This is a genomic window from Allosphingosinicella sp. (genome assembly GCF_036403745.1).
In the GTDB taxonomy this organism is placed as follows: Bacteria; Pseudomonadota; Alphaproteobacteria; order Sphingomonadales; family Sphingomonadaceae; genus Allosphingosinicella.
This window is the reverse complement of sequence record NZ_DASWQI010000057.1, coordinates 1-19,924: the sequence shown is the minus strand read 5'-3', so window position 1 is coordinate 19,924 and position 19,924 is coordinate 1. Positions and strand designations below refer to the sequence as shown.

At 68.9% G+C, this 19,924-nt stretch carries 20 protein-coding genes; 6 read left to right on the top strand and 14 right to left on the bottom strand.

Annotated features, from left to right (window positions below):
- Positions 1-2 precede the first annotated feature (2 nt).
- Positions 3-2,111, top strand: a complete 2,109-nt coding sequence (locus tag VGC56_RS11015) for a response regulator (RefSeq protein ID WP_464124953.1) — start codon at positions 3-5, stop codon at positions 2,109-2,111.
- Positions 2,112-2,208: 97 nt separating this feature from the next.
- On the opposite strand, the gene VGC56_RS11010 is transcribed toward VGC56_RS11015, so the two are convergent.
- From VGC56_RS11010 to VGC56_RS11000, 3 genes are read right to left on the bottom strand one after another with little or no spacing between them, the layout of a single operon-like run.
- Positions 2,209-2,628, bottom strand: coding sequence for a secondary thiamine-phosphate synthase enzyme YjbQ (locus VGC56_RS11010; protein WP_464124964.1), 420 nt, complete (start codon positions 2,626-2,628; stop codon positions 2,209-2,211).
- 2 nt (positions 2,629-2,630) lie between these two features.
- Positions 2,631-4,103, bottom strand: a complete 1,473-nt coding sequence (locus tag VGC56_RS11005) for a class I adenylate-forming enzyme family protein (protein WP_464124952.1) — start codon at positions 4,101-4,103, stop codon at positions 2,631-2,633.
- Positions 4,103-4,738, bottom strand: coding sequence for a TetR/AcrR family transcriptional regulator (locus VGC56_RS11000; protein ID WP_464124951.1), 636 nt, complete (start codon positions 4,736-4,738; stop codon positions 4,103-4,105). The genes VGC56_RS11005 and VGC56_RS11000 overlap by 1 nt, the downstream gene beginning before the upstream one ends.
- Positions 4,739-5,298: 560 nt before the next feature.
- Between VGC56_RS11000 and VGC56_RS10995 the strand changes: the two genes are divergently transcribed.
- Both VGC56_RS10995 and VGC56_RS10990 read left to right on the top strand, forming a co-directional pair.
- Positions 5,299-5,643, top strand: a complete 345-nt coding sequence (locus VGC56_RS10995; protein ID WP_464124950.1) for a helix-turn-helix domain-containing protein — start codon at positions 5,299-5,301, stop codon at positions 5,641-5,643.
- An 88-nt stretch (positions 5,644-5,731) separates the two neighbouring features.
- On the top strand, positions 5,732-6,133 hold the full coding sequence (locus tag VGC56_RS10990) for a hypothetical protein (RefSeq protein ID WP_464124949.1): 402 nt from the start codon (positions 5,732-5,734) through the stop codon (positions 6,131-6,133).
- Positions 6,134-6,421: 288 nt separating this feature from the next.
- On the opposite strand, the gene VGC56_RS10985 is transcribed toward VGC56_RS10990, so the two are convergent.
- From VGC56_RS10985 to VGC56_RS10955, 7 genes are all read right to left on the bottom strand, one after another.
- Positions 6,422-7,225: a DUF1206 domain-containing protein gene (locus VGC56_RS10985; protein WP_464124948.1), complete on the bottom strand. Its 804-nt coding sequence runs from the start codon at positions 7,223-7,225 to the stop codon at positions 6,422-6,424.
- Between the two features lie 76 nt (positions 7,226-7,301).
- Positions 7,302-7,514, bottom strand: coding sequence for a hypothetical protein (locus VGC56_RS10980; protein ID WP_464124947.1), 213 nt, complete (start codon positions 7,512-7,514; stop codon positions 7,302-7,304).
- The gene (locus VGC56_RS10975) at positions 7,507-7,785 is read right to left on the bottom strand and encodes a hypothetical protein (RefSeq protein WP_464124946.1); all 279 of its coding nucleotides are present in this window, start codon (positions 7,783-7,785) and stop codon (positions 7,507-7,509) included. The genes VGC56_RS10980 and VGC56_RS10975 overlap by 8 nt, the downstream gene beginning before the upstream one ends.
- Positions 7,782-9,218, bottom strand: coding sequence for a radical SAM protein (locus VGC56_RS10970; protein WP_464124945.1), 1,437 nt, complete (start codon positions 9,216-9,218; stop codon positions 7,782-7,784). Before VGC56_RS10970 ends, VGC56_RS10975 begins: the two co-directional genes overlap by 4 nt.
- Positions 9,190-9,915, bottom strand: a complete 726-nt coding sequence (locus VGC56_RS10965; protein ID WP_464124944.1) for a prolipoprotein diacylglyceryl transferase — start codon at positions 9,913-9,915, stop codon at positions 9,190-9,192. Before VGC56_RS10965 ends, VGC56_RS10970 begins: the two co-directional genes overlap by 29 nt.
- Positions 9,916-9,921: 6 nt before the next feature.
- Entirely contained in the window at positions 9,922-11,745 is a 1,824-nt protein-coding gene (locus VGC56_RS10960; protein WP_464124943.1) for a DUF885 domain-containing protein, read from the bottom strand.
- 73 nt (positions 11,746-11,818) lie between these two features.
- Positions 11,819-12,163 carry a hypothetical protein gene (locus VGC56_RS10955; RefSeq protein ID WP_464124942.1) on the bottom strand — a complete coding sequence of 115 codons (345 nt, stop codon included), beginning with the start codon at positions 12,161-12,163 and terminating at the stop codon, positions 11,819-11,821.
- 261 nt (positions 12,164-12,424) lie between these two features.
- Between VGC56_RS10955 and VGC56_RS10950 the strand changes: the two genes are divergently transcribed.
- Genes VGC56_RS10950 through VGC56_RS10940 form a run of 3 tightly spaced genes read left to right on the top strand, consistent with a single transcriptional unit; the run spans position 12,425 to position 16,964 of the window.
- The gene (locus tag VGC56_RS10950; protein ID WP_464124941.1) at positions 12,425-13,261 is read left to right on the top strand and encodes an alpha/beta fold hydrolase; all 837 of its coding nucleotides are present in this window, start codon (positions 12,425-12,427) and stop codon (positions 13,259-13,261) included.
- Positions 13,262-13,278: 17 nt separating this feature from the next.
- Positions 13,279-15,684 carry a TonB-dependent receptor gene (locus VGC56_RS10945; protein WP_464124940.1) on the top strand — a complete coding sequence of 802 codons (2,406 nt, stop codon included), beginning with the start codon at positions 13,279-13,281 and terminating at the stop codon, positions 15,682-15,684.
- Positions 15,685-15,707: 23 nt separating this feature from the next.
- A complete protein-coding gene (locus VGC56_RS10940; RefSeq protein WP_464124939.1) occupies positions 15,708-16,964 on the top strand; it encodes a spinster family MFS transporter in 1,257 nt (418 codons plus the stop codon).
- A gap of 7 nt (positions 16,965-16,971) precedes the next feature.
- On the opposite strand, the gene VGC56_RS10935 is transcribed toward VGC56_RS10940, so the two are convergent.
- The 4 genes from VGC56_RS10935 to VGC56_RS10920 form a co-directional block, all read right to left on the bottom strand.
- Complete coding sequence (locus VGC56_RS10935; RefSeq protein WP_464124938.1) at positions 16,972-17,373, bottom strand: low affinity iron permease family protein; 402 nt, start codon at positions 17,371-17,373, stop codon at positions 16,972-16,974.
- Between the two features lie 130 nt (positions 17,374-17,503).
- Positions 17,504-17,932 carry a hypothetical protein gene (locus VGC56_RS10930; protein ID WP_464124937.1) on the bottom strand — a complete coding sequence of 143 codons (429 nt, stop codon included), beginning with the start codon at positions 17,930-17,932 and terminating at the stop codon, positions 17,504-17,506.
- A gap of 96 nt (positions 17,933-18,028) precedes the next feature.
- Positions 18,029-18,460 (bottom strand): hypothetical protein, encoded by a 432-nt coding sequence (locus tag VGC56_RS10925; protein WP_464124936.1) that lies wholly within the window; start codon positions 18,458-18,460, stop codon positions 18,029-18,031.
- Between the two features lie 80 nt (positions 18,461-18,540).
- On the bottom strand, positions 18,541-19,924 hold a 1,384-nt coding region (locus VGC56_RS10920), incomplete at its 5' end, for a toprim domain-containing protein (protein ID WP_464124935.1).

Below are 19,924 nucleotides of genomic sequence, written 5' to 3'. Positions count from 1 at the left end.
CGATGGCCGAACGTACCCCCAAGGCGAAGCCCGCAGCGGCGGTGCCGGGGCTCGCCCTGCCCGCGGCGGGGGAGCCGGCGGAGACGCCGCGCGTCCTCGTCGTCGACGATGACGAGCGCAACCTGCTCGCCGTCCGCACGGTGCTGGAGGACGTCGCCGAAATCGTCGAGGCCCGTTCCGGCGAGGAGGCGCTGCGCCACCTCCTGAAGGGCGAGTTCGCCGTCATCCTGCTCGACGTCTACATGCCCGGCATGGACGGCTACGAGACCGCCCAGATCATCCGCAACCGCGATCAGACCAAGCGCATCCCCATCGTCTTCCTCTCCGCGGTCAACAAGGAGACCGAGCATCTGATGCGCGGCTATTCGATGGGCGCGGTCGATTATGTGTTCAAGCCGGTCGACCCCATCGTCCTGCGCTCCAAGGTGGCGGTGTTCGTCGACCTGTTCGCGATGACCAAGGAGATCCAGCGCAAGGCCCGCCAAGAGCAGGCGCTGCTCGACGCGAACCTGCGCGCCAACGCCGAGCGCCTGCGGGCCGAGCAGGAATTGCGCCGCGCCGAGCAGCGCCAGGCGGCCATCATCCAGTCGCTCCCGATCATCCTCTACCTCGAGCCGCTGGAGTGCGAGCCGCGCTGGCCGGCCTTCATCAGCGGCGATCTCGTCGCGATGACCGGCTACGAATATGCTTTTGTTGCCGAGCATCCGACGCTGTGGGCGGAGCGGCTGCACGAGGAGGATCGCGACCGAGTCCTCGCCGCACTCGCGACACGCAAGGCGAGCGGGCGCTTCTCGGTCGAATATCGCTGGCAATGCGCCGACGGCAGCTGGAAGCATTTCCACGACCAGGCCGTGCTGCTGCGCGACGGCGGCGGGCAGCCGGTCGAGTTCGCCGGCACCCTGACCGACGTCACCGAGCGCCGCTCGCTCGAAAGCGAGCTGGTCCAGGCGCGCAAAATGGACGCGATCGGCAAGCTGACCGGCGGCATCGCCCACGATTTCAACAACCTCCTCGCCGCGGTGCTCGGTGGGCTGACCCTGATCGAGCGCAAGGTGCCCTTGGCCGAGGACCAGGCGCGCATTCTCACCATGACCCGCCGCGCCGCGGAGCAGGGCTCGGACCTGGTCGGGCGCCTGCTCGCCTTCGCGCGGCGCCAGCAGCTGGCCCCGGCGGCCATCGAGATCACGGCCTTGTCAGGCGCCGTCTCCGATCTCCTCGCGCACACCCTGGGAGGCCTCGTCGCCCTCGACTGGCGGGTGGCGGAGAAGGGCCTGTGGTCCGCTTTCGCCGACCAGTCCCAGCTCGAGCTCGCCTTGATGAACCTCATCATCAACGCCCGCGACGCCATGCCCGACGGCGGCACCATCGCCATCGAGGCGGCGAACCGGACGGTCGGCTCCGGCACCGACGGGCTCACACCCGGCGATTATGTCGTCCTCACCGTCACCGACACCGGCTGCGGCATCTCGCCGGCGATGCTCGAGCAGGTGATGGAGCCCTTCTTCACGACCAAGGAGGTCGGCAAGGGCACCGGCCTCGGCCTGTCGATGGTCTACGGCTTCGCCAAGCAATCGGGCGGCGCCTTCCGCATCGAAAGCCAGGTCGGCACCGGCACCCGCGCCCAGATCTGGCTGCCGCGGGCGCCGCAGGTGGCGCCGGAGCAGAACGACACTGCCGACCGCCGCCGCACCGCCCGGGTGCGCCCGCTCCGCGTCCTCCTCGTCGACGACCACGACGGCGTGCGGACCACGACCGCCGCGCTGCTGCGCGACCTCGGCCACAATGTCGTCGAGGCGACGGACGGAGCCGGCGTCCTGTCGCTGCTCCGCGCCGATCCCGATTGCTGCGAGCTGCTGATCAGCGACTATGCCATGCCGCACGTCTCGGGCGCCGAGGTGATCCGCCAGGCGCGGGCGGTGAAGCCGGGGCTGCCGGCGATCATCATCACCGGCTATGCCGACGCCCAGTCCATCTCGCGTCGGCCCGAGGACGTGCTCGTCCTCGCCAAGCCCTTCACCGCCGACCAGCTTACCGGCGCCATTGCCGCCTCCGTCCCGAACGCGCGGATCAAGGACGAGGTGGAGCTCAAGCTCGCGTCGGCGGGGGCGTAACCAATGCCCGTCATCCCGGCGGAAGCCGGGATCTCGTCGGGTGAAAGGCACCCGTGCCAGGTCTCCCTGAGTCGCCGGCTTTCGCCCGGGTGACGTGCTATTCCCCGATCAGATGCAGCGCGAGCGTGCGCCGGTGCGGCCGGCGGCGGTGTTCGAAGAGGTAGATGCCCTGCCAGGTGCCGAGGGCGAGGCGGCCGGCGTTGAGCGGGATGGTGAGCTGGACCTGGGTCAGCGCGGCCCGCAGGTGCGCCGGCATGTCGTCCGGGCCTTCGTCGTCATGGGCGTAGGCGGTCGGGTCCTCGGGCGCGATGCGCGCGAAATAGCGCTCCAGGTCGGCGCGGGCCGCCGGGGCGGCATTCTCCTGGATGAGCAAGGAGGCGGAGGTGTGGGTGCAGAACAGGGTCAGGAGGCCTTGCGCCATTCCCTGCGCTTCCACCCACTGAGCGACCTCCCGGGTGATGTCGTGAAGCCCCTGCCCCGGCGTCTCCCGCCGCAGGGTGCCGCTCGCCTGACGCAAATTCATAGCGGCAGCAGGTGCTTCTGCACCTTGCCGGCCGCGGTGCGCGGGAAATCGGCGACATAGTGGAAGCTGGTCGGCACCTTGTAGGGGGCGAGGCGGGTGCGGCAGAAGGCGTCGAGCTCCGCGCTGGCAGGCTGCGCGCGACCCGCGGCAAGCTGCAGAAAGGCACGCCCCACCTCGCCCCAATGCGGGTGCGGGGCGGCGACGACGGCCGCTTCGGCCACCGCCGGATGGGCGGCGAGCACCTTCTCCACCTCGGCCGGATAGACGTTCTCGCCGCCCGAGATGAACATCTCCTTCCGCCGCCCGCAGATAGTCCAGAAGCCGTCGGCGTCGCGGCGGGCGAGGTCGCCCGAGCGCAGCCAGCCGTCGGGCGTGAAGGCGGCGCGGGTCGCCTCCGGGTCGTTCCAATAGCCGGGCGTCACGCCGGGGCCGGAGAATTGAAGCTCCCCCACCGCGCCGTCGGCAAGCTCCCGACCGTCCTCGCCGACCACGCGGGCGCCGACCAGCAATTGGGGCTTTCCGACCGAACCTGGCCGCTCCCACGCGGCGTCGGGGCTGGCGAGAAAGGCGGTCGGACCGGTCTCGGTCATGCCCATCCCGGCACAAACGCGGATCCCCGCCGCCCGCGCCCGCCGCGCCGTCGCCTCCGCGAGGGGCGCGCCGCCGCAGCCCCAGTGGCGGACGTGGCCGAGCGGCGCCCGCGCGAAGCGGGGGCGGTCGAGCAGCGTCTGGTATACCGTCGGTACGGCGAAGAAGGTGTCGATCCGCCGCGCCTCCAGCACGTCCACCACCGCGTCGGCGTCGAAACCGGGAAGGATCAGCACCCTGCCGCCCTGGAACAGGGTTGGGAGGCTGTAGAGGTTGATCCCCGCCGTGTGGAACAGCGGCAGGAAGTTCAATGTGGTGTCGCTGGAGGCGAGGTCGATCGCGGTGCCGATGTTGACGTGGTTCGCGAGCGCCATGCGGTGGGTGTAGATGACGCCCTTGGGCCGGCCGGTCGTGCCGGAGGTGTAGAGGAGGTACCAGATGCCGTCGGCGGGCCAGGAGGCGCGGACGGGCATCGGCTCGGCGGCCGCAACCAGCCCCTCATAGTCGGCGTCGAGGTCGATGGCCGGGACGCCGCCCGCCTTCCCGCCATCCTCCCGGCCGTGAAAGAGCAGGGCCGGTGCGCAGTCGGCGATGAGGGTGTCGAGCTCCGCCTGCGGCATGCGCCAGTTGAGCGGCACGAGGATCGCCCGCAGCCGGGCGCAAGCGAACAGCAGTTCGAAAAAGGCGACGCGGTTGCGGCAGAGGATCGCCACCCGGTCCCCCTCCCCGATGCCGCGCGCGGCGAGCAGCGCCGCCGCCTGCCCGGCCCGCCGGTGCAGCTGCGCGTAGGTCAGGGTGCGGCCGGTGGCGATTTCCTCCAGCGCGACGGCGTCTCCGGAAAGCTCGGCCCGGCGGGAGAGGAGATCGGGCACCGCGTGCATCACCGCCGTCGCAGCCCCTCGGAGACCAGTTCGATGGCGATGTCGGCGACCCGGCGGGGGGTGAGGCTCTGATCCCAGACGCCGTAGCGCATGCCGAGGAAGACGCTCATCCCGATCAGCGCCCAGGCTCGCGCTTCGTCCGTCTCGTCGATGTCGCCGGTGCCGGCCGAGATCTGGTAGCGCTCGCGGGCGGTGGCGAGGTTGCGGCGGTAGCCCTCCACGAAGGTGAGATAATGCTCGCGGTAGACGTCGTGGGCGACGAACTGGGCCTCCTCGACGATGCGGTAAAGTTCGGGATGTTGCCGCGTAAAGGCGATGAACGCTTCGAGGCCCAGGCGCTCGGCGGCGATCCGGTCGGGAGCGCCCTTCACCGCTTCGGCGACATAGGCGCGGGTCGCGCGGCTCATCTCGCGGACGAGGGCGCGGAACACCTCCTCCTTGCTGTTGAAGTAGGTGTAGAAGCTGCCGAGCGCCACGCCGGCGCGCTGGGTGATGCCGGTGATGGCGGCGTCGTGATAGCCGCGCTCGCCGAATTCGGCGGCGGCGGCGTCGATCAGCTTGCGGACCGTCTTGCGGCCGCGCTCGGTCCGCGGCTCCTTGTCCTTCGCCGCGGCGGCGTCGCTCACATAGGCCATGCACCCTCCCCCAAACGCGGCAAGGTTGAACCGGTTTTCAAGTCCCGGCAAGTCCTGCCGCAAAGGGCCCTGCGCCCCCCGTAAGACCCGATGCGGGAGGCCTCCGGCGCCGCGGAAGTTTCGAACTTTCCCGATAAGAAAAAAAGTTCGGGCTCCCGTTGCGGCCGCTTGTGACCGGTTTTCGAACCGACCCCTGCTGCCCGGGCCGCGGCGAGCCCCGAGTCGCATCCTTCTTCCCCAGCGATGTCAAAGACCGTGCAGCCGAAGCCACCGATGGAACATAGCATAAACAGCACGGCGCGCGCCAGCCGCGCATTCACTTTAAAGTTGCCGAGCGGATGGGCGTTCCAGGGTGAGCAGCTGCCGGGTCGTTGCCGGGTGCATACCGTGTGGCTACCGTGTCGTTGCCGGGTGGGTGCCGGGTCACTGCCGGGTGAGTGCCGGGTCACTGCTGGCTTCTAACCGGGCGGGACCCTGGTGTATCACCCAATGGACCCGCGCATCCGCGCAAACGGACGCGCCACCAGCAGGCGGAAGGGCGGCCGCAAGAGAACGCAATCATGAGCGAGACGGAGCACATCGAGTTTGAGGAGAGCAGCGGCAACGTCTTTGCCGACATCGGCTTCGACGCGCCGACGGCGGCGCGGCTGTCCTACAAGGCGGATCTCGTCGGCGTGCTCTACCGGGCCCAGCAGGAGCGCGACCTCAACCAGAGCGCGTTCAGCCGCCTCGTCGGCATCCCCCAGCCCCGCCTTTCCAAGCTCTACAGCGGCAAGCTGGACGGCATGTCCACCGACAAGCTGCTCGACGCAGTGGCGCGGGTGGGGGCGCATGTCGTGATCAGGGTCGAGGCGCATCCCGAAGCGGGGGACGCGGCGGGGCGGGTTGAGCTGGAGGTGCTGTAGGGGGACTTCCTGTCAGCAACGGTCCGAGGCACTATCACCAGCGTCCTCCGGTTCGTCCGCCTGCTAATTTGCCGCAAGAGGAGGCTTCGTGCCGAAAAAATATAACCACTCACAATGTTTCGAATACTTCGGTGTGAAGCCGAAGAATATCTTTTGGAGCTGGTCCGGGCGGAGCGACGACGGACGGGACGTGGCGGTCACTCTCTGGCAGGATCGTTTCGAGGACAGAGGCCGCATTTACCGGAGTTGGAACACAGACCGGCCTGGCGAGTGGAAGTCGCGTCCCGGATTTGTCGAGTTGATCGAGAACCTCGTTCTGGCGAGAGCGAACGCGGAAGGTCGCGTTCACGTCATCATTGCGAAAGCAAAGGACGAGGATGCGCAGCCTCGATCCATTGAGCGCTGCTTCCCCCAGCCGAATTTGAAGATGCGGGTGATTGAGCTCGACGAGAGCCAAGGCACGTTCGTGCTCCAGCGCGTAGACCCCTAACCCTCTCGGTCAACGGCGCTTCATCCCAGGGATGAGATCGCGCGACATGAGCGACTGCTGGGGCGTTGCCGTTATAATTGCCGCCAGCGTCGCCGCGCTAGCAAGCGCCGGGGCTCGCGAAGCTACGCTTCGTCGCCCTGGCGACCCGCGCCGTAAAGCCTCGCTTCGCTCGGCTACCCACCCCCGGCCCCTCCCTTCCAGGGAGGGGAGGAGGACAGGGCCGCGTGGCGGAGAGCCCCCTCCACCAGCCTTCGGCCGGTCCCCCTCCCCGTCCCGGGGAGGAACTGGTTACCGCCCAGGTAGCTTGCGCTTGAGCTTGTCCGGGACCGACGGGTCCGGGAGGATGCGGTACCACGCTTCGATCAGGCAGAAGGCGCCGAAGAGGGCCAGGCCGCCGGCGACCGCTGTCTCGGCCGCGGACGGGAGGGCGCGCAGCGCGTCGCCGAGGCCGCCGGCTTCGCTCGCACGGTGGTCGGTGCCGGCGCGGAAGAGGAGCCAGGCGGCGGTGGCGAAGACGGCACCGCGCGCGACGTAGCCGCCGCAGCCGGCCGCGAGCACCCACCAGCGGTCGCGGACGTCGGGGCGGAGATGGTCGAGGAACTTGCGGCGCACCGCTTTCGCGACCTGGAAGCCGGCGGCGGCGAGAAGGATGGCGGCCCCGATCAGGAGGACAACGCTGCCGCCGGGAAGGCCGAGCGCCATCGACGCGCCGGCCTCGGCCTTGCGGCTCGACCCGCCGCCGCCGCCGCCGCTGCCGATAGCGAGGCGGGCGGCGGTGAAGGCGAGGCCGAGGTGGATGAGGCCGCTCCCGGCGCCGCCGGCGCGCACCGCCAGCTTCTTCCATTCGTCGCCGCGCCGTTCGAAATCGAAGCCGGCGTCGGCGAGGCGCCAGAGGCCATAGGCGGCAAAGCCCGCCGCCATCGCCGCGAGCAGGAACCGGCCGCGCCCGCTGCCAAGGTAGCCGAGCGCCCGGCCGGCATCCTCGGCGCGGCCGAGCCGCACGGCCATCCACGCGACCAGCAGGTACATGACGCCCCGGGCCGCGAAACCGATGCGCGTGAACGTCAGAAATCCCTGCCTCGGCGCGCCCATGAATCGCTCCCCTCTCGTTGAAAACGTCGAACGTCCGCAGCGCGAAGGTCGTTCCAGCCCCGCACCGAAGCGCGGCTCAGCGGCGGTAGGCGATCGCCGCCGCTCCGGCGCCGAAGATCAGCAGCGCAATCAGCGTCATCGACCAGTCCTGACTGAAAAAAGCGAGGAACGCGCAGGAGCCGCCGGTCAGGACGAGGATCACGCCGCAGCCGACCATCAGGCAGCCGAGGAAGGATGTTTCCGGCGGCCGGCTGAAATTGCTGTTCGGCTCCCAGGGCTCCTCAGCCAAGGTCGTCGCTCCGCTCGTCCACAGGCGGCGGCCGTGCGTCGCCGGCCGCGAACGCCTTCACGCCGGTGCGGATGATGAAGATGCCGAGCCCCAGGAGGGCGAGACTGAGCAGAAACAGCAGCGGGCCGAACGTCCCCATGCCGCGCATCCCGAACACCAGCCAGACCGCCGTGCAGGCGCCGCCGACCAGCACCATGCAGGCGCCGAACAGGCACAGGAAGATGCCGGTCATGATCGCCCCGGCGCTTGACCCCCGCGGTTCCTCGGTCATGCCCCCACGCCTCCCATGGACTCGAGCTTGGCGCGGCCCGGCGCGCCGGGGCGGTAGAAGCTGTTGTAGGTATCGAACGGGATCATGCGGCCGTCGGGCGTCGCGAAGTGGATGCAGCTGCGCTTCACCGTGCCGATGTCGAAATTGTAGCGGTCGAGGAACTGGATGATCGCGACCTTGAACGTGTCCTTGTACGAGAGGCTCGCCGGCGCCTCGATGCCGGGCAGGCAGCAGAACAGGCTGGAGAGCCGGTCCTCGCCGTTCGCCTCGTTGGTCGAGAGGGACAGGAGGTCGAAGATGCGCTTCTTGAGCGCCGGGTCGCGCTCGAAGCTGATCGTGTTCGGCGCGGCGGCGACGATCTCCTCGCGCGGCATCAGGCGGGTAACGGGGATCACGTCCGCCCCCGCGCGGATGCCGTAGCCGATGCAGATCTGATCCGGGTTGCAGGGCAGAGGAACGAGGTCGCTGAGGCCGAAGCGGCCCCCTTCCGCAATCCGGCGGCGCAGGCCGGAGAGCGTGGTGCGGTGAAGGGCGGGATCGAAGCCTTCGTTGCGCCCCGCATCCTGCACCGGCTGGAAGACGACGCCGCGCACGCACGTCCAGCCGAGGGCGTGCTCGACGATGGCGGCGGCCTCATGGTCGTTCACCCCCTGCCGCACCGCGCAGACGAGGGTGGTGGAGACGCCCGCCGCGTCGAGCCGCTCGAGCGCCTGGCGGCGGATGCGGCCGAGCCGGGCGCCGCGCAGGCTCATCAGCGCCTCGTCCGAGAGACTGTCGAACTGGAGATAGACTTCGAAACCCGGGCCGAGCGCGGCGAGGCGGTCCGCGAAGCCTACTTCGGTGGCGATGCGGACGCCGTTGGTGTTGATCATCAAGTGGCGGATCGGCCGTGCGCGGGCGGCCGCGAGGATCTCCCAGAATTGCGGGTGGATGGTCGGCTCGCCGCCGGAGAGCTGGACGAGGTCCGGCTCCCCTTCCGCCTTCACCACCGCATCGAGCATCGCCTCCACCTCGGCGAGCGGGCGATGGCCGCCCTTGCCGACGGCGCTGTCAGCGAAGCAGACCGGGCAAGTGAGATTGCACGCGTCGTTGATCTCGACGATGGCGAGGCAGCTATGCTGCTCGTGATCGGGGCACAGGCCGCAGTCCCAGGGGCAGCCGCGCTCGGTGCGGCTGGCATTGAACAGCGGCCGGTCGCCCGGCTTCAGCCATTGCTTGGTCGAGAGCCAATAATCGGCATCCTCCTCGATCAGCGTCTTCATGACGCCGTGCTCGCGGCAGCGTTTCTGGAGGTAGACCCGTCCCTCCTCGCCGATAATCTTGGCGGGGACCAGCTCCCAGCAGGTTTCGCACAGGCTCGTCGTCTGGCCGTAGAACAGCCACGGGACCGCCTTGCGGAGCGGCTCAGCCTCGTCGGCGGGCGCGTGCATCATAGATCAAAGCATAAGCGATCATGAAGAGGGCGAGAAGCTGGAATAGATCCAGCGGCCCGAGCAGGCGCGGATAGGGCTTCCAGAACTCCCAGACGAAACGCTGGGCGGCATAGACGAGGATGAAGAGGTAGAAGGCCCGCTCCCCCGTCCAGGCGGCGCGGCGGGCGAGGGCGGCGAGATAGATTGCGAGGAAGGCGAGCATCGCCAGGCTCTCGTAGAGCTGGACGGGGTGGCGCGGCACGCCGTCGCCGAGGTCCACCGCCCAGGGGAGCGCCGTGGGGGTGCCGAAAGTTTCGTCGGGAAGGCCGGCGAAGAAGCAGCCGAGACGGCCGATGGCGATGCCGAGCGCCAGCGGCCCCACCCACATCGTGCCGGTCGAGCCAGTGATGCCGCGGGCGAGCTTGTACAATTCGACGGCGATGATGCCGCCCGCCAGCGCGCCGGCGATGCTGTGCGAGGGGTGCGGGATGGCGGTGAGGCCGGTGTTGAGCGAGCCGAACCCCCAGGCGCCGGCGACGACGCCGACCACCAGAGCCGCGACATAGAGCCGCCCGGCGCGGGCCGCGACCCGCTCGGCCGCGTCCCGCAGGCGCCATTTGTAGAGGAACCGCGCGAGGAGGCCTCCCGACGCCCAGGCGAGGACGTCGAAGAGGAGGTGGAGGCGCGGGTCCGTCGGGACGTGCAGCGCCGCCGCCACCTGCGCTCAGGCCCTGGCGCGGGCGATATAATCGTCGATGGCGGTGGCGAGCACGGCGAGCGGCACGGCGCCGGCCTCGATCACCGCGTCGTTATAGGCGCGAAGATCGAAGCGGGAGCCGAGCGCGGCCTTGGCCTTGTCGCGGAGGCGGACGATCTCGGTGTGGCCGACCTTGTAGCCGCAGGCCTGGCCTGGGGAGGCGCAATAGCGGTCGACCTCGCTGGTGCAGGCGGCGCGGGAGCGGCCGGTGGTGGCGATCATGTAGTCGACGGCCTGGCCGCGGGTCCATTTTTTGGAATGGAGGCCGGTGTCGACGACAAGCCGGGAGGCGCGGAAGCGCAGCGCCTGATAGGCTCCGACCTGCCCGAACGGATCGTCCTTGTAATAGCCGAGCTCGTCGACGAGCTGCTCGGAATAGAGCGCCCAACCTTCGGTATAGGCATTGAAGCCCATCAGCGAGCCGATGAGCGGCACGTCCTCCCGGTGCTCGGCGACATAGGCGCCCTGCCAGGTGTGGCCGGGCAGGCCCTCATGCGCGGAGAGGGAGGGAATGGTGAATTTGGGCCAGTTCGAGGTGGATTTGAGGTTGATGTAATAGATGGCCGGCCGCTTCCCATCGAGCGAGGCGAAATTCATGTAGCCCAGAGCGGCGCCGGACTCGATGTCGGGCGGCACGCGCTTCACCTGCAGCGGCGCCGCCATGTGCATGTGCGAGACCATCGGCAGCATCGAGCGCAGCTGGCCGATCTTCGATTCCACATAGGCGACCGCCTCGCGCTTGCCGGCGTCAGTGTCCGGGAAGAGCTGGCGCGGGTCGCGGGTGAGGGCCTGGAGGCGCTCGCCGACCGAGCCCTGCGTCAAACCCTGCGACCGCAGGACGGCGTCCATACGCGCATCGAGCTCACGGCCCTGGTCGAGGCCCATGCGGTGGATCTCGTCCGGACTGCGGTTGGTGCTGGTCGAATATTCGAGGAGCCACCGGTAATAAGCCGGGCCCTGCGGCAGCTTCCAGATGCCGGCTTCGGGGCGGGCGCGGCTGCGGTTGCGGGCGAGGGCGGCGATCTGGCGGTCGAGGGCCGGATAGACCGAGCGGGTGACGATCGCCTCGGCGCGGGCCGCCCAATTGCCGGGGATGCCGTGCTCCGAAGTGCGGCGGGTGAGCGAGGTGACGAGGCGCGCCTTGGCGGGCGGTGTGGCGCGCAGGTCGCGCAGCTGGCCGAGCGCGGTGTCGAGGATGAAATCCGGCGGGATGACGCCCATGCCGGCGTCGTGGCGGGCCTGCTCGGTCTCCTGATCGAGCGCGACGGCGAAGGCGGCGAGGCGGGCGAGATAGGCCTCGGCGTCGGCGCGGTTCTCGACGCGGTGCACCGAGTCCAGGAATTCCGGGATGCCCTGATAGGCACCGTCCTGCTGGCTGATGACGTAGGGGTTGCCGCCGCCGAAATCGCCGAGGCCGCCATAGGGGAAGCGCGCGCCCTCGGCCGCGTTGGCGAGCGACCAGGCGACGCTGTCGTAGACGAGCCGGTCGTGGCCCTTGAGCGAGGCGCGATTGACGGCGGCGAGCATGCGGCGGTGCTTGGCGATGTCGGCGATGGTGCGGGCGCGGGCGCGCGGCGAGCGGTCGCCAAGCTGGCCGCGGGCGGCGGCATGGGCGCCGGTGTCGAGGCCGAGCTGGCTCAATCCTTCCGGCGAGTGGGGAAGAACGTCCCAGGAGATCGCGTCCAGCACCGGCGCCAGCCGCGGGTCGAGCGCTGCGAAGGCGGGGCCGGCGAGGCCGGCGAAGCCCGCTGCGGCGGCGGAGGCGAGGAGCTGGCGGCGGTCGAGATGCATGGGCCTGAATTCCCGAAAACTGGCGGAGGAGGCGGGACCCTAAGGCGGGGGGAGGGGCGCGGCAAGCGGCGGCTCAGCGGTCCATCCGCTCCAGCAACGCCGGCACGCGGACTTCCCGCCAGAAGGCCGCCGCCGTCGCCATCGGATAGGCTAGGAAATAGGGGAACTCGCTCTGGTACGGCGAGCCGTTCATCATGACCAGGAGCGTGCCGGCGAGCGCTCCGGCGAAGAGGTAGGCCGGGAGGCTTTCCGCGCCCGCCTTGCGGAGCAGCGCCATCACGGGCAGCCCGAATATGATCGTGCCGAAGAGGGTGCAAATCGTGGTCGCCAGCACCAGCAAGGGCGCGAACGGAAGCATGTACCAGCAGGGGGTGAAGTCCCCCCGATCGAGGGCCTCGATCCAGACGGTCGAACCCAAGACCGCCGAACCCGCAAGCGCGCCAAATGCGGAGGCACGCAGCGTCCGCACTATCGTCAGGCCCGGGTCTGTCGTTCCCACGGATGGTCTTCCTTTTTCACCCCTGCCACGGCCTCATGCGCGAGCCGCGTGCAGCGGCAATGCAGACAGGGTGAGGATGCCATCTCCCAACTTGAACATTGACTCAGGTTTCGGAGAATGCGAGTGTGGCGCCGCCGTGACAGCGCGCCGGGGGAGGTGCGGGCGGCAACGGAGAGGGGCTTGGACGTCTTTACCGCATCCGACGGTGCCGCAATCGCCTATCGTGACGAAGGCGCGGGGCGGCCGCTCGTCCTGCTCCACGGGCTGATGGCGAATTCCGCCTTCTTCGAGCCGCAGCGCGCCCTTGTTGACGGCTTTCGCGTCATCCTCATCGACCTGCGCGGCCACGGCCGCACCGCCCGCGGCGACACCCCGCCGACGGTGGCGCGGCTGGCGGACGACGTCGCCGAACTGGCGCGCGCGCTCGACCTGCGGAACGCACTGGTCGTCGGCTGGTCGCTCGGCGCATCGGTGCTCTGGCGGCTCCTGACCGGCCCCGCCTCCGAACGGTTCGCCGGCGCCGTCGTCGTGGACATGACGCCGTGCGTGCAAAATGACGGCGACTGGACCTTGGGCCTCGACCGGGACCATTGCGACGCCCGCGGCCAGGCCCTTGCCGAGGATTTTCCCGCCTTTGCGGCGACCGCTGGCGCGGCGATCTTCGCGCAGCCGCTCGACGACCGCACCGAGCCGATGGCGCGCTGGTCGGCCGCCGAGTTCGTCCGCGCCGACGCAGGCGCGGTCGCGTCCCTGTGGGGCTCGCTGGTCGCCGAGGATTTCCGCGGCGCCCTCGGCCGCATCGGCCAGCCGACCCTCGTCGTCCACGGCGCCCACAGCCATCTCTACGACGCGGCGACCGCCGCTCACATCGTCGCGGCCCTGCCCAACGGGCGCGACATGCAGTTCGACCGCTCGGGCCATTCGCCGCACCTCGAGCAGCCCGAGCGCTTCAACCGCGCGCTTCGCGATTTCGCGGCCAGCCTGCCGCCTGTCCACACCAGCGAACTTACCTTTTGAGCCAGGAGACCATCGCCATGACCCGCAAGCATCTGCTCACCGCCCTGAGGCTCGGCTCCGCTTTGGCCGCCCTCGCCGGCGCCGCGCCGCTCTGGGCGCAGGACAATCCCCAGACGACGCCGCCGACCCCGGCGACGCCGCCCAACGCCGCGGCCGGCCAGGCGGCGGAGCAGGCCGAGGACGTGGTGCCCGACCAGAATTCCATCGTCATCACCGCCCGCCGCCGCGCGGAGACCCTGCTCGACGTGCCGATCGCCGTCACGGCCTTCACCGGCCAGCAGCTCGAGAACCAGGGCGCCATCGACATTACCGATGTCGCCAACACGACGCCGAACGTGACGCTGGAGCCGAGCCGCGGCACCAACTCGACCCTCTCCGCCTTCATCCGCGGCATCGGCCAGCAGGATCCGGTGGCCGGCTTCGAGCAGGGCGTCGGCCTCTACATCGACGACGTCTACCTGAACCGCCCGCAGGCGGCGGTGCTTGCCATTTACGACGTGGAGCGGATCGAGGTGCTGCGCGGGCCGCAGGGCACGCTCTACGGCCGCAACACGATCGGCGGCGCGATCAAATATGTGACGCGGCGCCTCGGCGACACGCCCGAGTTCCACTTCAAGGGCAATCTCGGCACCTACCGCCAGGCGGACGGGATCATCTCCGGCAGCCTGCCGATCGGCGACGTGCTGCGCGTCGGCGCCTCGGTGGCGCGGCTGTCGCACCAGGGCTTCGGCAAGAACCTCACTACCGGCCGCGAGAATTACGACCAGGACATCTGGGCGGGCCGGGTCTCGATGGAGATCAACAACCACGACAACGTCTTCGTTCGCCTCGCCGGCGACTATACCAAGGACACGTCCAGCCCGCGCGGCGGCCATCAGGTGCTGACCAGCTTCTTCACCGCCACGCCGCCGCTGCCCAACGTCTACGACACCAGGGGCGGGCTCAACACGCCCAAGCAGGAGGTGAAATCCTACGGCGTGTCGCTGTTCGGCGAGTTCAAGATCAGCGATTTCCTGACGATCCGCAACATCGCCGCCTACCGCAAGGACGACAGCTCGACGCCGATCGACTTCGACGCGCTGCCCGCGGCCGACGTCGACGTGCTCGGCCTCTACAACAACAGCCAGACCAGCGAGGAGCTGCAGTTCCTCCTCCACACCGGCCATCTGAACGGCATCCTCGGCTATTATTATCTCGACGCCAATGCCGCGACGCCGTTCGACGTCCGCCTGTTCACCACGGTCGCCGGCCTCTCCGCCTTCACGAACGCGATCGCCCATACCAACACTTCGGCCGTGTTCGGCGACTTCACCTATGACTTGACCCCGCAGCTCAGCCTGTCGGCCGGCGGCCGCTACACCTGGGATAAGCGCCACGCCAACATCCTCCGGCAGAACTATCTCGGCGGCGGCTCGGCCCTGTTCGGCGGCGCCGCGATCCCGTTCGGCGCGCCGAGCACCAACTTCAACGGCAGCGCGTCGTGGAAGCAATTCACGCCGCGCGCGTCGCTGAGCTTCAAGCCGACCCCGACCCAGAACCTCTATGTAAGCTACAGCCAGGGCTTCAAGGGCGGCGGCTTCGATCCCCGCGGCGTCGGCAGCAACGCGCCCGATCTCAATGGCGACAAGGTCCTGCAGCCGAACGAGGTCGGCGCGTTCCTCGCCTTCAAGCCGGAGCGGGTGAACAGCTACGAGCTGGGCTACAAGGCTTCGCTGCTCGACCGGCGCGCCAACGTCGCCATCGCCCTGTTCCGCGCCGACTATACCGACGTGCAGATCCCAGGCTCCGCGGCCTGCACCTCGGGCGGCCTCGCCACATTCTGCGGCGTCACCACCAATGCCGGCAAGGCGCGCTACCAGGGCGTCGAGTTCGAGGGCAGCGCCAAGCTCGCCCGCGACATGATGCATCCGGGCGATGTGCTGTCGGTGGCCGCGACGGTCGGCTATATCGACGCCAAGTTCCGCCAGTATATCACCAACATCGCCAGCAAGCCGACCGACGTGGCCGCGTTCCGCCACGTCCAGAACACCCCCGAATGGACCGGATCGGCGACGCTCGCCTACGACACGCCGGTGGCCGACGGGAAGCTCAACTTCAACACCACGGTCGCCTACAAGTCGAAGACCTACCAGTTCGAGATCGCCAACCCGTTCCTCGACCAGCCGGCCTATGCGACGTGGGACGCCAGCCTCGTCTACCATTCGAACGGCGACCGCTGGAACATCGGCGTCCATGGCAAGAATCTCACCAACAAGCGCTACATCACCTCGGGCTACACCTTCCTCTCGGCCAACCCGACGACCGGCGAGCTGCTGCGCAACGCGCAGGGCAATTACATCTCCGCATTGGGCAAGGAGGGCGTGCTCACCGTCTTCTACGGCAACCCGCGGCAGGTGTTCGTCAGCTTCGGGCTGAACTTCTAACTCGGAGGCGCTAGGCGAGGGGCATGAACCCACGGACATCCCGCGGCGGCACCGTCCTCACGGTCCTGCTCCTCGCCTACATTTTCAACTTCATCGACCGCAACGTGATCGGCGTCCTCGCGGTGCCGATCCGCAAGGAGTTCGGCCTCTCCGACACGGCGCTGAGCCAGCTCGGCATCGTCTTCGGCCTGTTCTACGCCGTCATCGCCATTCCGATCGCGCGGCTCGCCGACACCAGGAGCCGGGTCAACATCATCGCCGCGTCGGTGGCCCTGTGGAGCCTGTTCACCGCCGCCTGCGGCCTCGTCGGCAGCTACGGCCAGCTGGTCGCGGCGCGGATGGGGGTGGCTATCGGCGAGGCGGGCGGAATCGCCCCCTCCTACGCCCTCATCTCCGATTATTTCCCGAAGGAGAAACGCGGCCGCGCGCTCGCTTTCTTCTCGCTGGGCATCCCGCTGGGCTCGGCGCTCGGCGTGTTCTTCGGCGGCTGGCTCGCCTCGCACCTCAGCTGGCGCAGCGCCTTTCTGATCATCGGCCTCGTCGGCCTTCCGCCGGCGCTGGCCATCAAGCTGCTCATCGCCGAGCCGCCGCGCGGGCAGTTCGACACGCCGGGCGTCGCCGCCCAGCCCTCGCCGCCGCTCGGGGTCGTGGCGCGGACGCTGGCCGCGAATCCGAGCTTCTGGCTGCTTTCCTTCGGCGCCGCCTCCGGCTCGATCCTCGGCTACGGCCTCATCTTCTGGCTGCCGAGCTTCTTCAATCGCAGTTTCGGCCTCTCGCTGGGCGAGGTCGGCTGGTTCTACGGGTCGATCGTGCTGGTGGGCGGCGGCGCCGGGACCTGGCTTGGCGGCTGGATTGCAGACCGCATCGGTCCGGCCCGGCCCGCCGGCTATGCCTTGATCCCCGCTTTCTGCTTCCTCGGCACCGCGCCCGCCTTCGCGCTCGGCCTGTTCGCGCCGAACCTGTGGGCGGCGTGGCTGCTCTTCGCCATCGGCCAGATGCTAGCGCTGGCCTGGCTCGGTCCCGTCATCTCGGCCGTCCAGCACATCGTCCCGCCGTCGATGCGCGCCACCGCCTCGGCGAGCTTCCTGTTCATCAACAATCTGATCGGGATCGCCTTCGGAATCTATTTCCTCGGTTGGCTGTCGGACCGGATGAAGGCGGCGCACGGCACCGACTCCCTCCAATATTCGATCCTCTACGGCCTCGTCTTCTACCTCCTCAGCTCCGGCCTCTATTTCCTCGCGGCGCGGCGCCTGGAGCGGGACTGGTATCGGGGCTGACCGCGGTTCAGCGCCCCGCCGCTTTGCGCCGCGCCCGCACCAGTGGGGTCACGACGGCGCCTTCCTTCAGGGCCTCGATTTCCTCGACCTCGAGCTCCTCGACGCCGGCGATTTCGTTGCGGGCTTCCTTCGACGCGATGATCAGCTCGTCCAGCTTGGCGTGGAGGGCGATGTCGCGGCGGCTGGCTTCGGCCTCGCGGGCGTATTGGGTGTTGAGCACCATCTGGGTGAGGGTGATGGCGATGATCGACAAAGCGGCCGTCAGCGCATTTTCGCTCCAGCCGATCGCGAACCAGCCGACGCAGAAAAGGATGACGGCGATCTGCGCGTAAGGATTGGCGGCGATCTCGGCGACCTTGCCGGAAAACCAGCAGCCGAGTTCCGAAAAACGCCCGTGGGCCTTGGCCATGGCGACTACTCCGTACAGGACGGAACGCACCGTCCGCCGCATGCACTAACCCATGTTAACGCTTCGGGTTCCGGCCACGGGGCCACCGGACCCGCCCCTGCGACGGGCGGGCGTGTAGCCGCGGCAGGCGTCAGTGCGGCGTCGAGTTGGCGGCGGCGAAGCTCAGCCGGCCGCCATACCAGAGCGGCGTCTTCTCGCCGGTCGGGTGGAACTTGCCGCGCTTGGCCATCTCCGCGACCGTCGAGCCGACGATGGTGTTGAGGCCGGGGCAGCCCATTTCCCGCACGATGATGCGCGAGACGTTGCCGTTCGGCTCGAGCAGCACCGCATAGGGCTCATCGATGTCGAACTTGTCGGGGCGCATGCCGTTGACCCGGCAGGCGGGGTTCTGCAGTTCCTGCGTCGCCCAGCGGACGAGGCGGTTATAGTCTAGATCGTCGGAGCCCATCCTGGCGGGGGCGAGCTTGTCCCACTCGGTGCTGCCAGTCTCGACCTTCTGCGCCGTCGCGGATGAGGCGAGGGCGGCTATAGGAATCATAAGCCATGCCAGGGTCTTCATCGGCTTCCTCTCTGTTCACGAGCCAGTCCGAAGGCGCAGGATAGCGCATAAAGGCCACTTCTAGAAGGCCGGCCCGAACAGGGGCAGACTGCTCGCCTATTGCGACTGGGGGGAGCCGGAGAAGGTTATGCGGCCCGCATACCAGCGCGGGTGATCCTCGCCCGTCCGGTGGAATTTATGGGTGCGGGAGAGGCCTTGCAGTGCCAGCCCGACGACCAAGTCGACACCGGGGCAGGCCTTGTTTTCCTCGATGACGATCCGACGTACGTCGCCGTCCGGGGCGACCAGCACCGCGTAGCGGGTGTCGATGTTGAAACGGTCCGGCCTGTATCCGGCTTTTCGGCAGGAGTCTGTCGCGAGCAACTGCTTTGCCCAGCCGTACATAAGAGGATATTCGAGAGCGTCGCTGACCCGCGCCCGCGGCAGCGTGTCCCACGGTGCGGTACCGGTCTCGACGGCCTGACCGGCCGCCGCAGAGGCCACAAGGCCGGCGAGCGCCAGCAGAAAGAATCGAAGCTTTTTCATCACTATCCCCGTCCCCACAGGCACTTCCTGCCGTGGAGGCGCGATCGACGCAAGGGTAAGACGACGTTGCCGAACTCTGCCCCTCAAACGTCGAGATTGGCGACGTTGAGGGCGTTTTCCTGGATGAACTCGCGGCGCGGTTCGACGACGTCGCCCATCAGGCGGGTGAAGATCTCGTCGGCGACGTCCGCCTGCTCGACCTCGACCTGGAGCAAAGAGCGGTTCGAGGGATCGAGCGTCGTTTCCCAGAGCTGCTCGGCGTTCATCTCGCCCAAGCCCTTGTAGCGCTGGACGGACAGGCCCTTGCGCCCCGCGGCGAGGATCGCGTCGAGGAGTTCGGACGGGCGGCGGACCAGGGCGCCCTTGCCGGGCTCCGGCGCGCGGCCTTCGCCCGGATCGAGGGCGGCGCCGGGGGTGTTCTCCTCCTGCTCGGACTCCTCCGCCGTCGCGGCGGAGGAGCGCAGGGTCACCAGCCGCGACTGGCTCGCATAAGCCGGCGCCTGCTCGGTGGCGAGGCCGTGGAGCTTGCGGGCCTCGGCGGAGGCGACGAACTTTCGGTCGACGACATGATGGTCGGTGACGCCGCGCCACAGCCGGCGGATGACATAATCGCCGTCGGCGCCGATCTCCCCCGTCCAGCGCGCCTCGGCATCGCCCGCCTGCAGCCACCCCGCGGCGGCGGCGATGGAGGCCGCGCGACGGGCGGCGTTGAGTTCCGGATCGAGCGCCCCGGCCAGCGCCAGCGCCTCGATCAGCGCCGGGTCGTAGCGGCGCGGCACGTAGCGCATCAGCGACCGCATGCGGCGGGCATGCTCGGCAAGACTGCGCAGATCCTCGCCCGAGCGCGGGCCCTCGGCGGTCTCCAGCACCATCGCGCCGATGCCGGCGTCGACGAGATAATCGTCGAGCTTGGAATCGTCCTTCAGATAGACTTCGGACCGGCCCTTCGCGACTTTGTAGAGCGGCGGCTGGGCGATGTAGAGGTGGCCGCGCTCGATGATCTCCGGCATCTGCCGGTAGAAGAAAGTGAGGAGCAGGGTGCGGATGTGGGCGCCGTCGACGTCGGCGTCCGTCATGATGACGATCTTGTGGTAGCGCAATTTCTCGATGTTGAAGTCGTCGCGGCCGATGCCGGTGCCCATCGCCTGGATGAGGGTGCCGACCTCCTTTGACGACAGCATCCGGTCGAAGCGGGCGCGCTCGACGTTCAGGATCTTGCCCTTCAAGGGCAGGATCGCCTGGACGTTGCGGTCGCGGCCCTGCTTGGCGGAGCCGCCGGCCGAGTCGCCCTCGACGAGGAACAGCTCGCATTTGGAGGGATCGCGCTCCTGGCAGTCGGCGAGCTTGCCGGGCAGGGACGCGATGTCCATCGCGCCCTTGCGCCGGGTGAGCTCGCGCGCCTTGCGGGCCGCCTCGCGGGCGGCGGCGGCGTCGATGATCTTCTGGACGATGGTGCGGGCGTGCTGG

Bases quoted from the DNA above. Each gene is read 5' to 3' on its own strand.
- VGC56_RS10930 (WP_464124937.1), bottom strand. From the start codon at position 17,932: ATGAAGACCCTGGCATGGCTTATGATTCCTATAGCCGCCCTCGCCTCA.
- VGC56_RS10995 (WP_464124950.1), top strand. From the start codon at position 5,299: ATGAGCGAGACGGAGCACATCGAGTTTGAGGAGAGCAGCGGCAACGTC.
- VGC56_RS11015 (WP_464124953.1), top strand. From the start codon at position 3: ATGGCCGAACGTACCCCCAAGGCGAAGCCCGCAGCGGCGGTGCCGGGG.
- VGC56_RS10970 (WP_464124945.1), bottom strand. From the start codon at position 9,218: ATGATGCACGCGCCCGCCGACGAGGCTGAGCCGCTCCGCAAGGCGGTC.
- VGC56_RS11005 (WP_464124952.1), bottom strand. From the start codon at position 4,103: ATGCACGCGGTGCCCGATCTCCTCTCCCGCCGGGCCGAGCTTTCCGGA.
- VGC56_RS10960 (WP_464124943.1), bottom strand. From the start codon at position 11,745: ATGCATCTCGACCGCCGCCAGCTCCTCGCCTCCGCCGCCGCAGCGGGC.
- VGC56_RS10935 (WP_464124938.1), bottom strand. From the start codon at position 17,373: ATGGCCAAGGCCCACGGGCGTTTTTCGGAACTCGGCTGCTGGTTTTCC.
- VGC56_RS10945 (WP_464124940.1), top strand. From the start codon at position 13,279: ATGACCCGCAAGCATCTGCTCACCGCCCTGAGGCTCGGCTCCGCTTTG.
- VGC56_RS11000 (WP_464124951.1), bottom strand. From the start codon at position 4,738: ATGGCCTATGTGAGCGACGCCGCCGCGGCGAAGGACAAGGAGCCGCGG.
- VGC56_RS10940 (WP_464124939.1), top strand. From the start codon at position 15,708: ATGAACCCACGGACATCCCGCGGCGGCACCGTCCTCACGGTCCTGCTC.
- VGC56_RS10975 (WP_464124946.1), bottom strand. From the start codon at position 7,785: ATGACCGAGGAACCGCGGGGGTCAAGCGCCGGGGCGATCATGACCGGC.
- VGC56_RS10985 (WP_464124948.1), bottom strand. From the start codon at position 7,225: ATGGGCGCGCCGAGGCAGGGATTTCTGACGTTCACGCGCATCGGTTTC.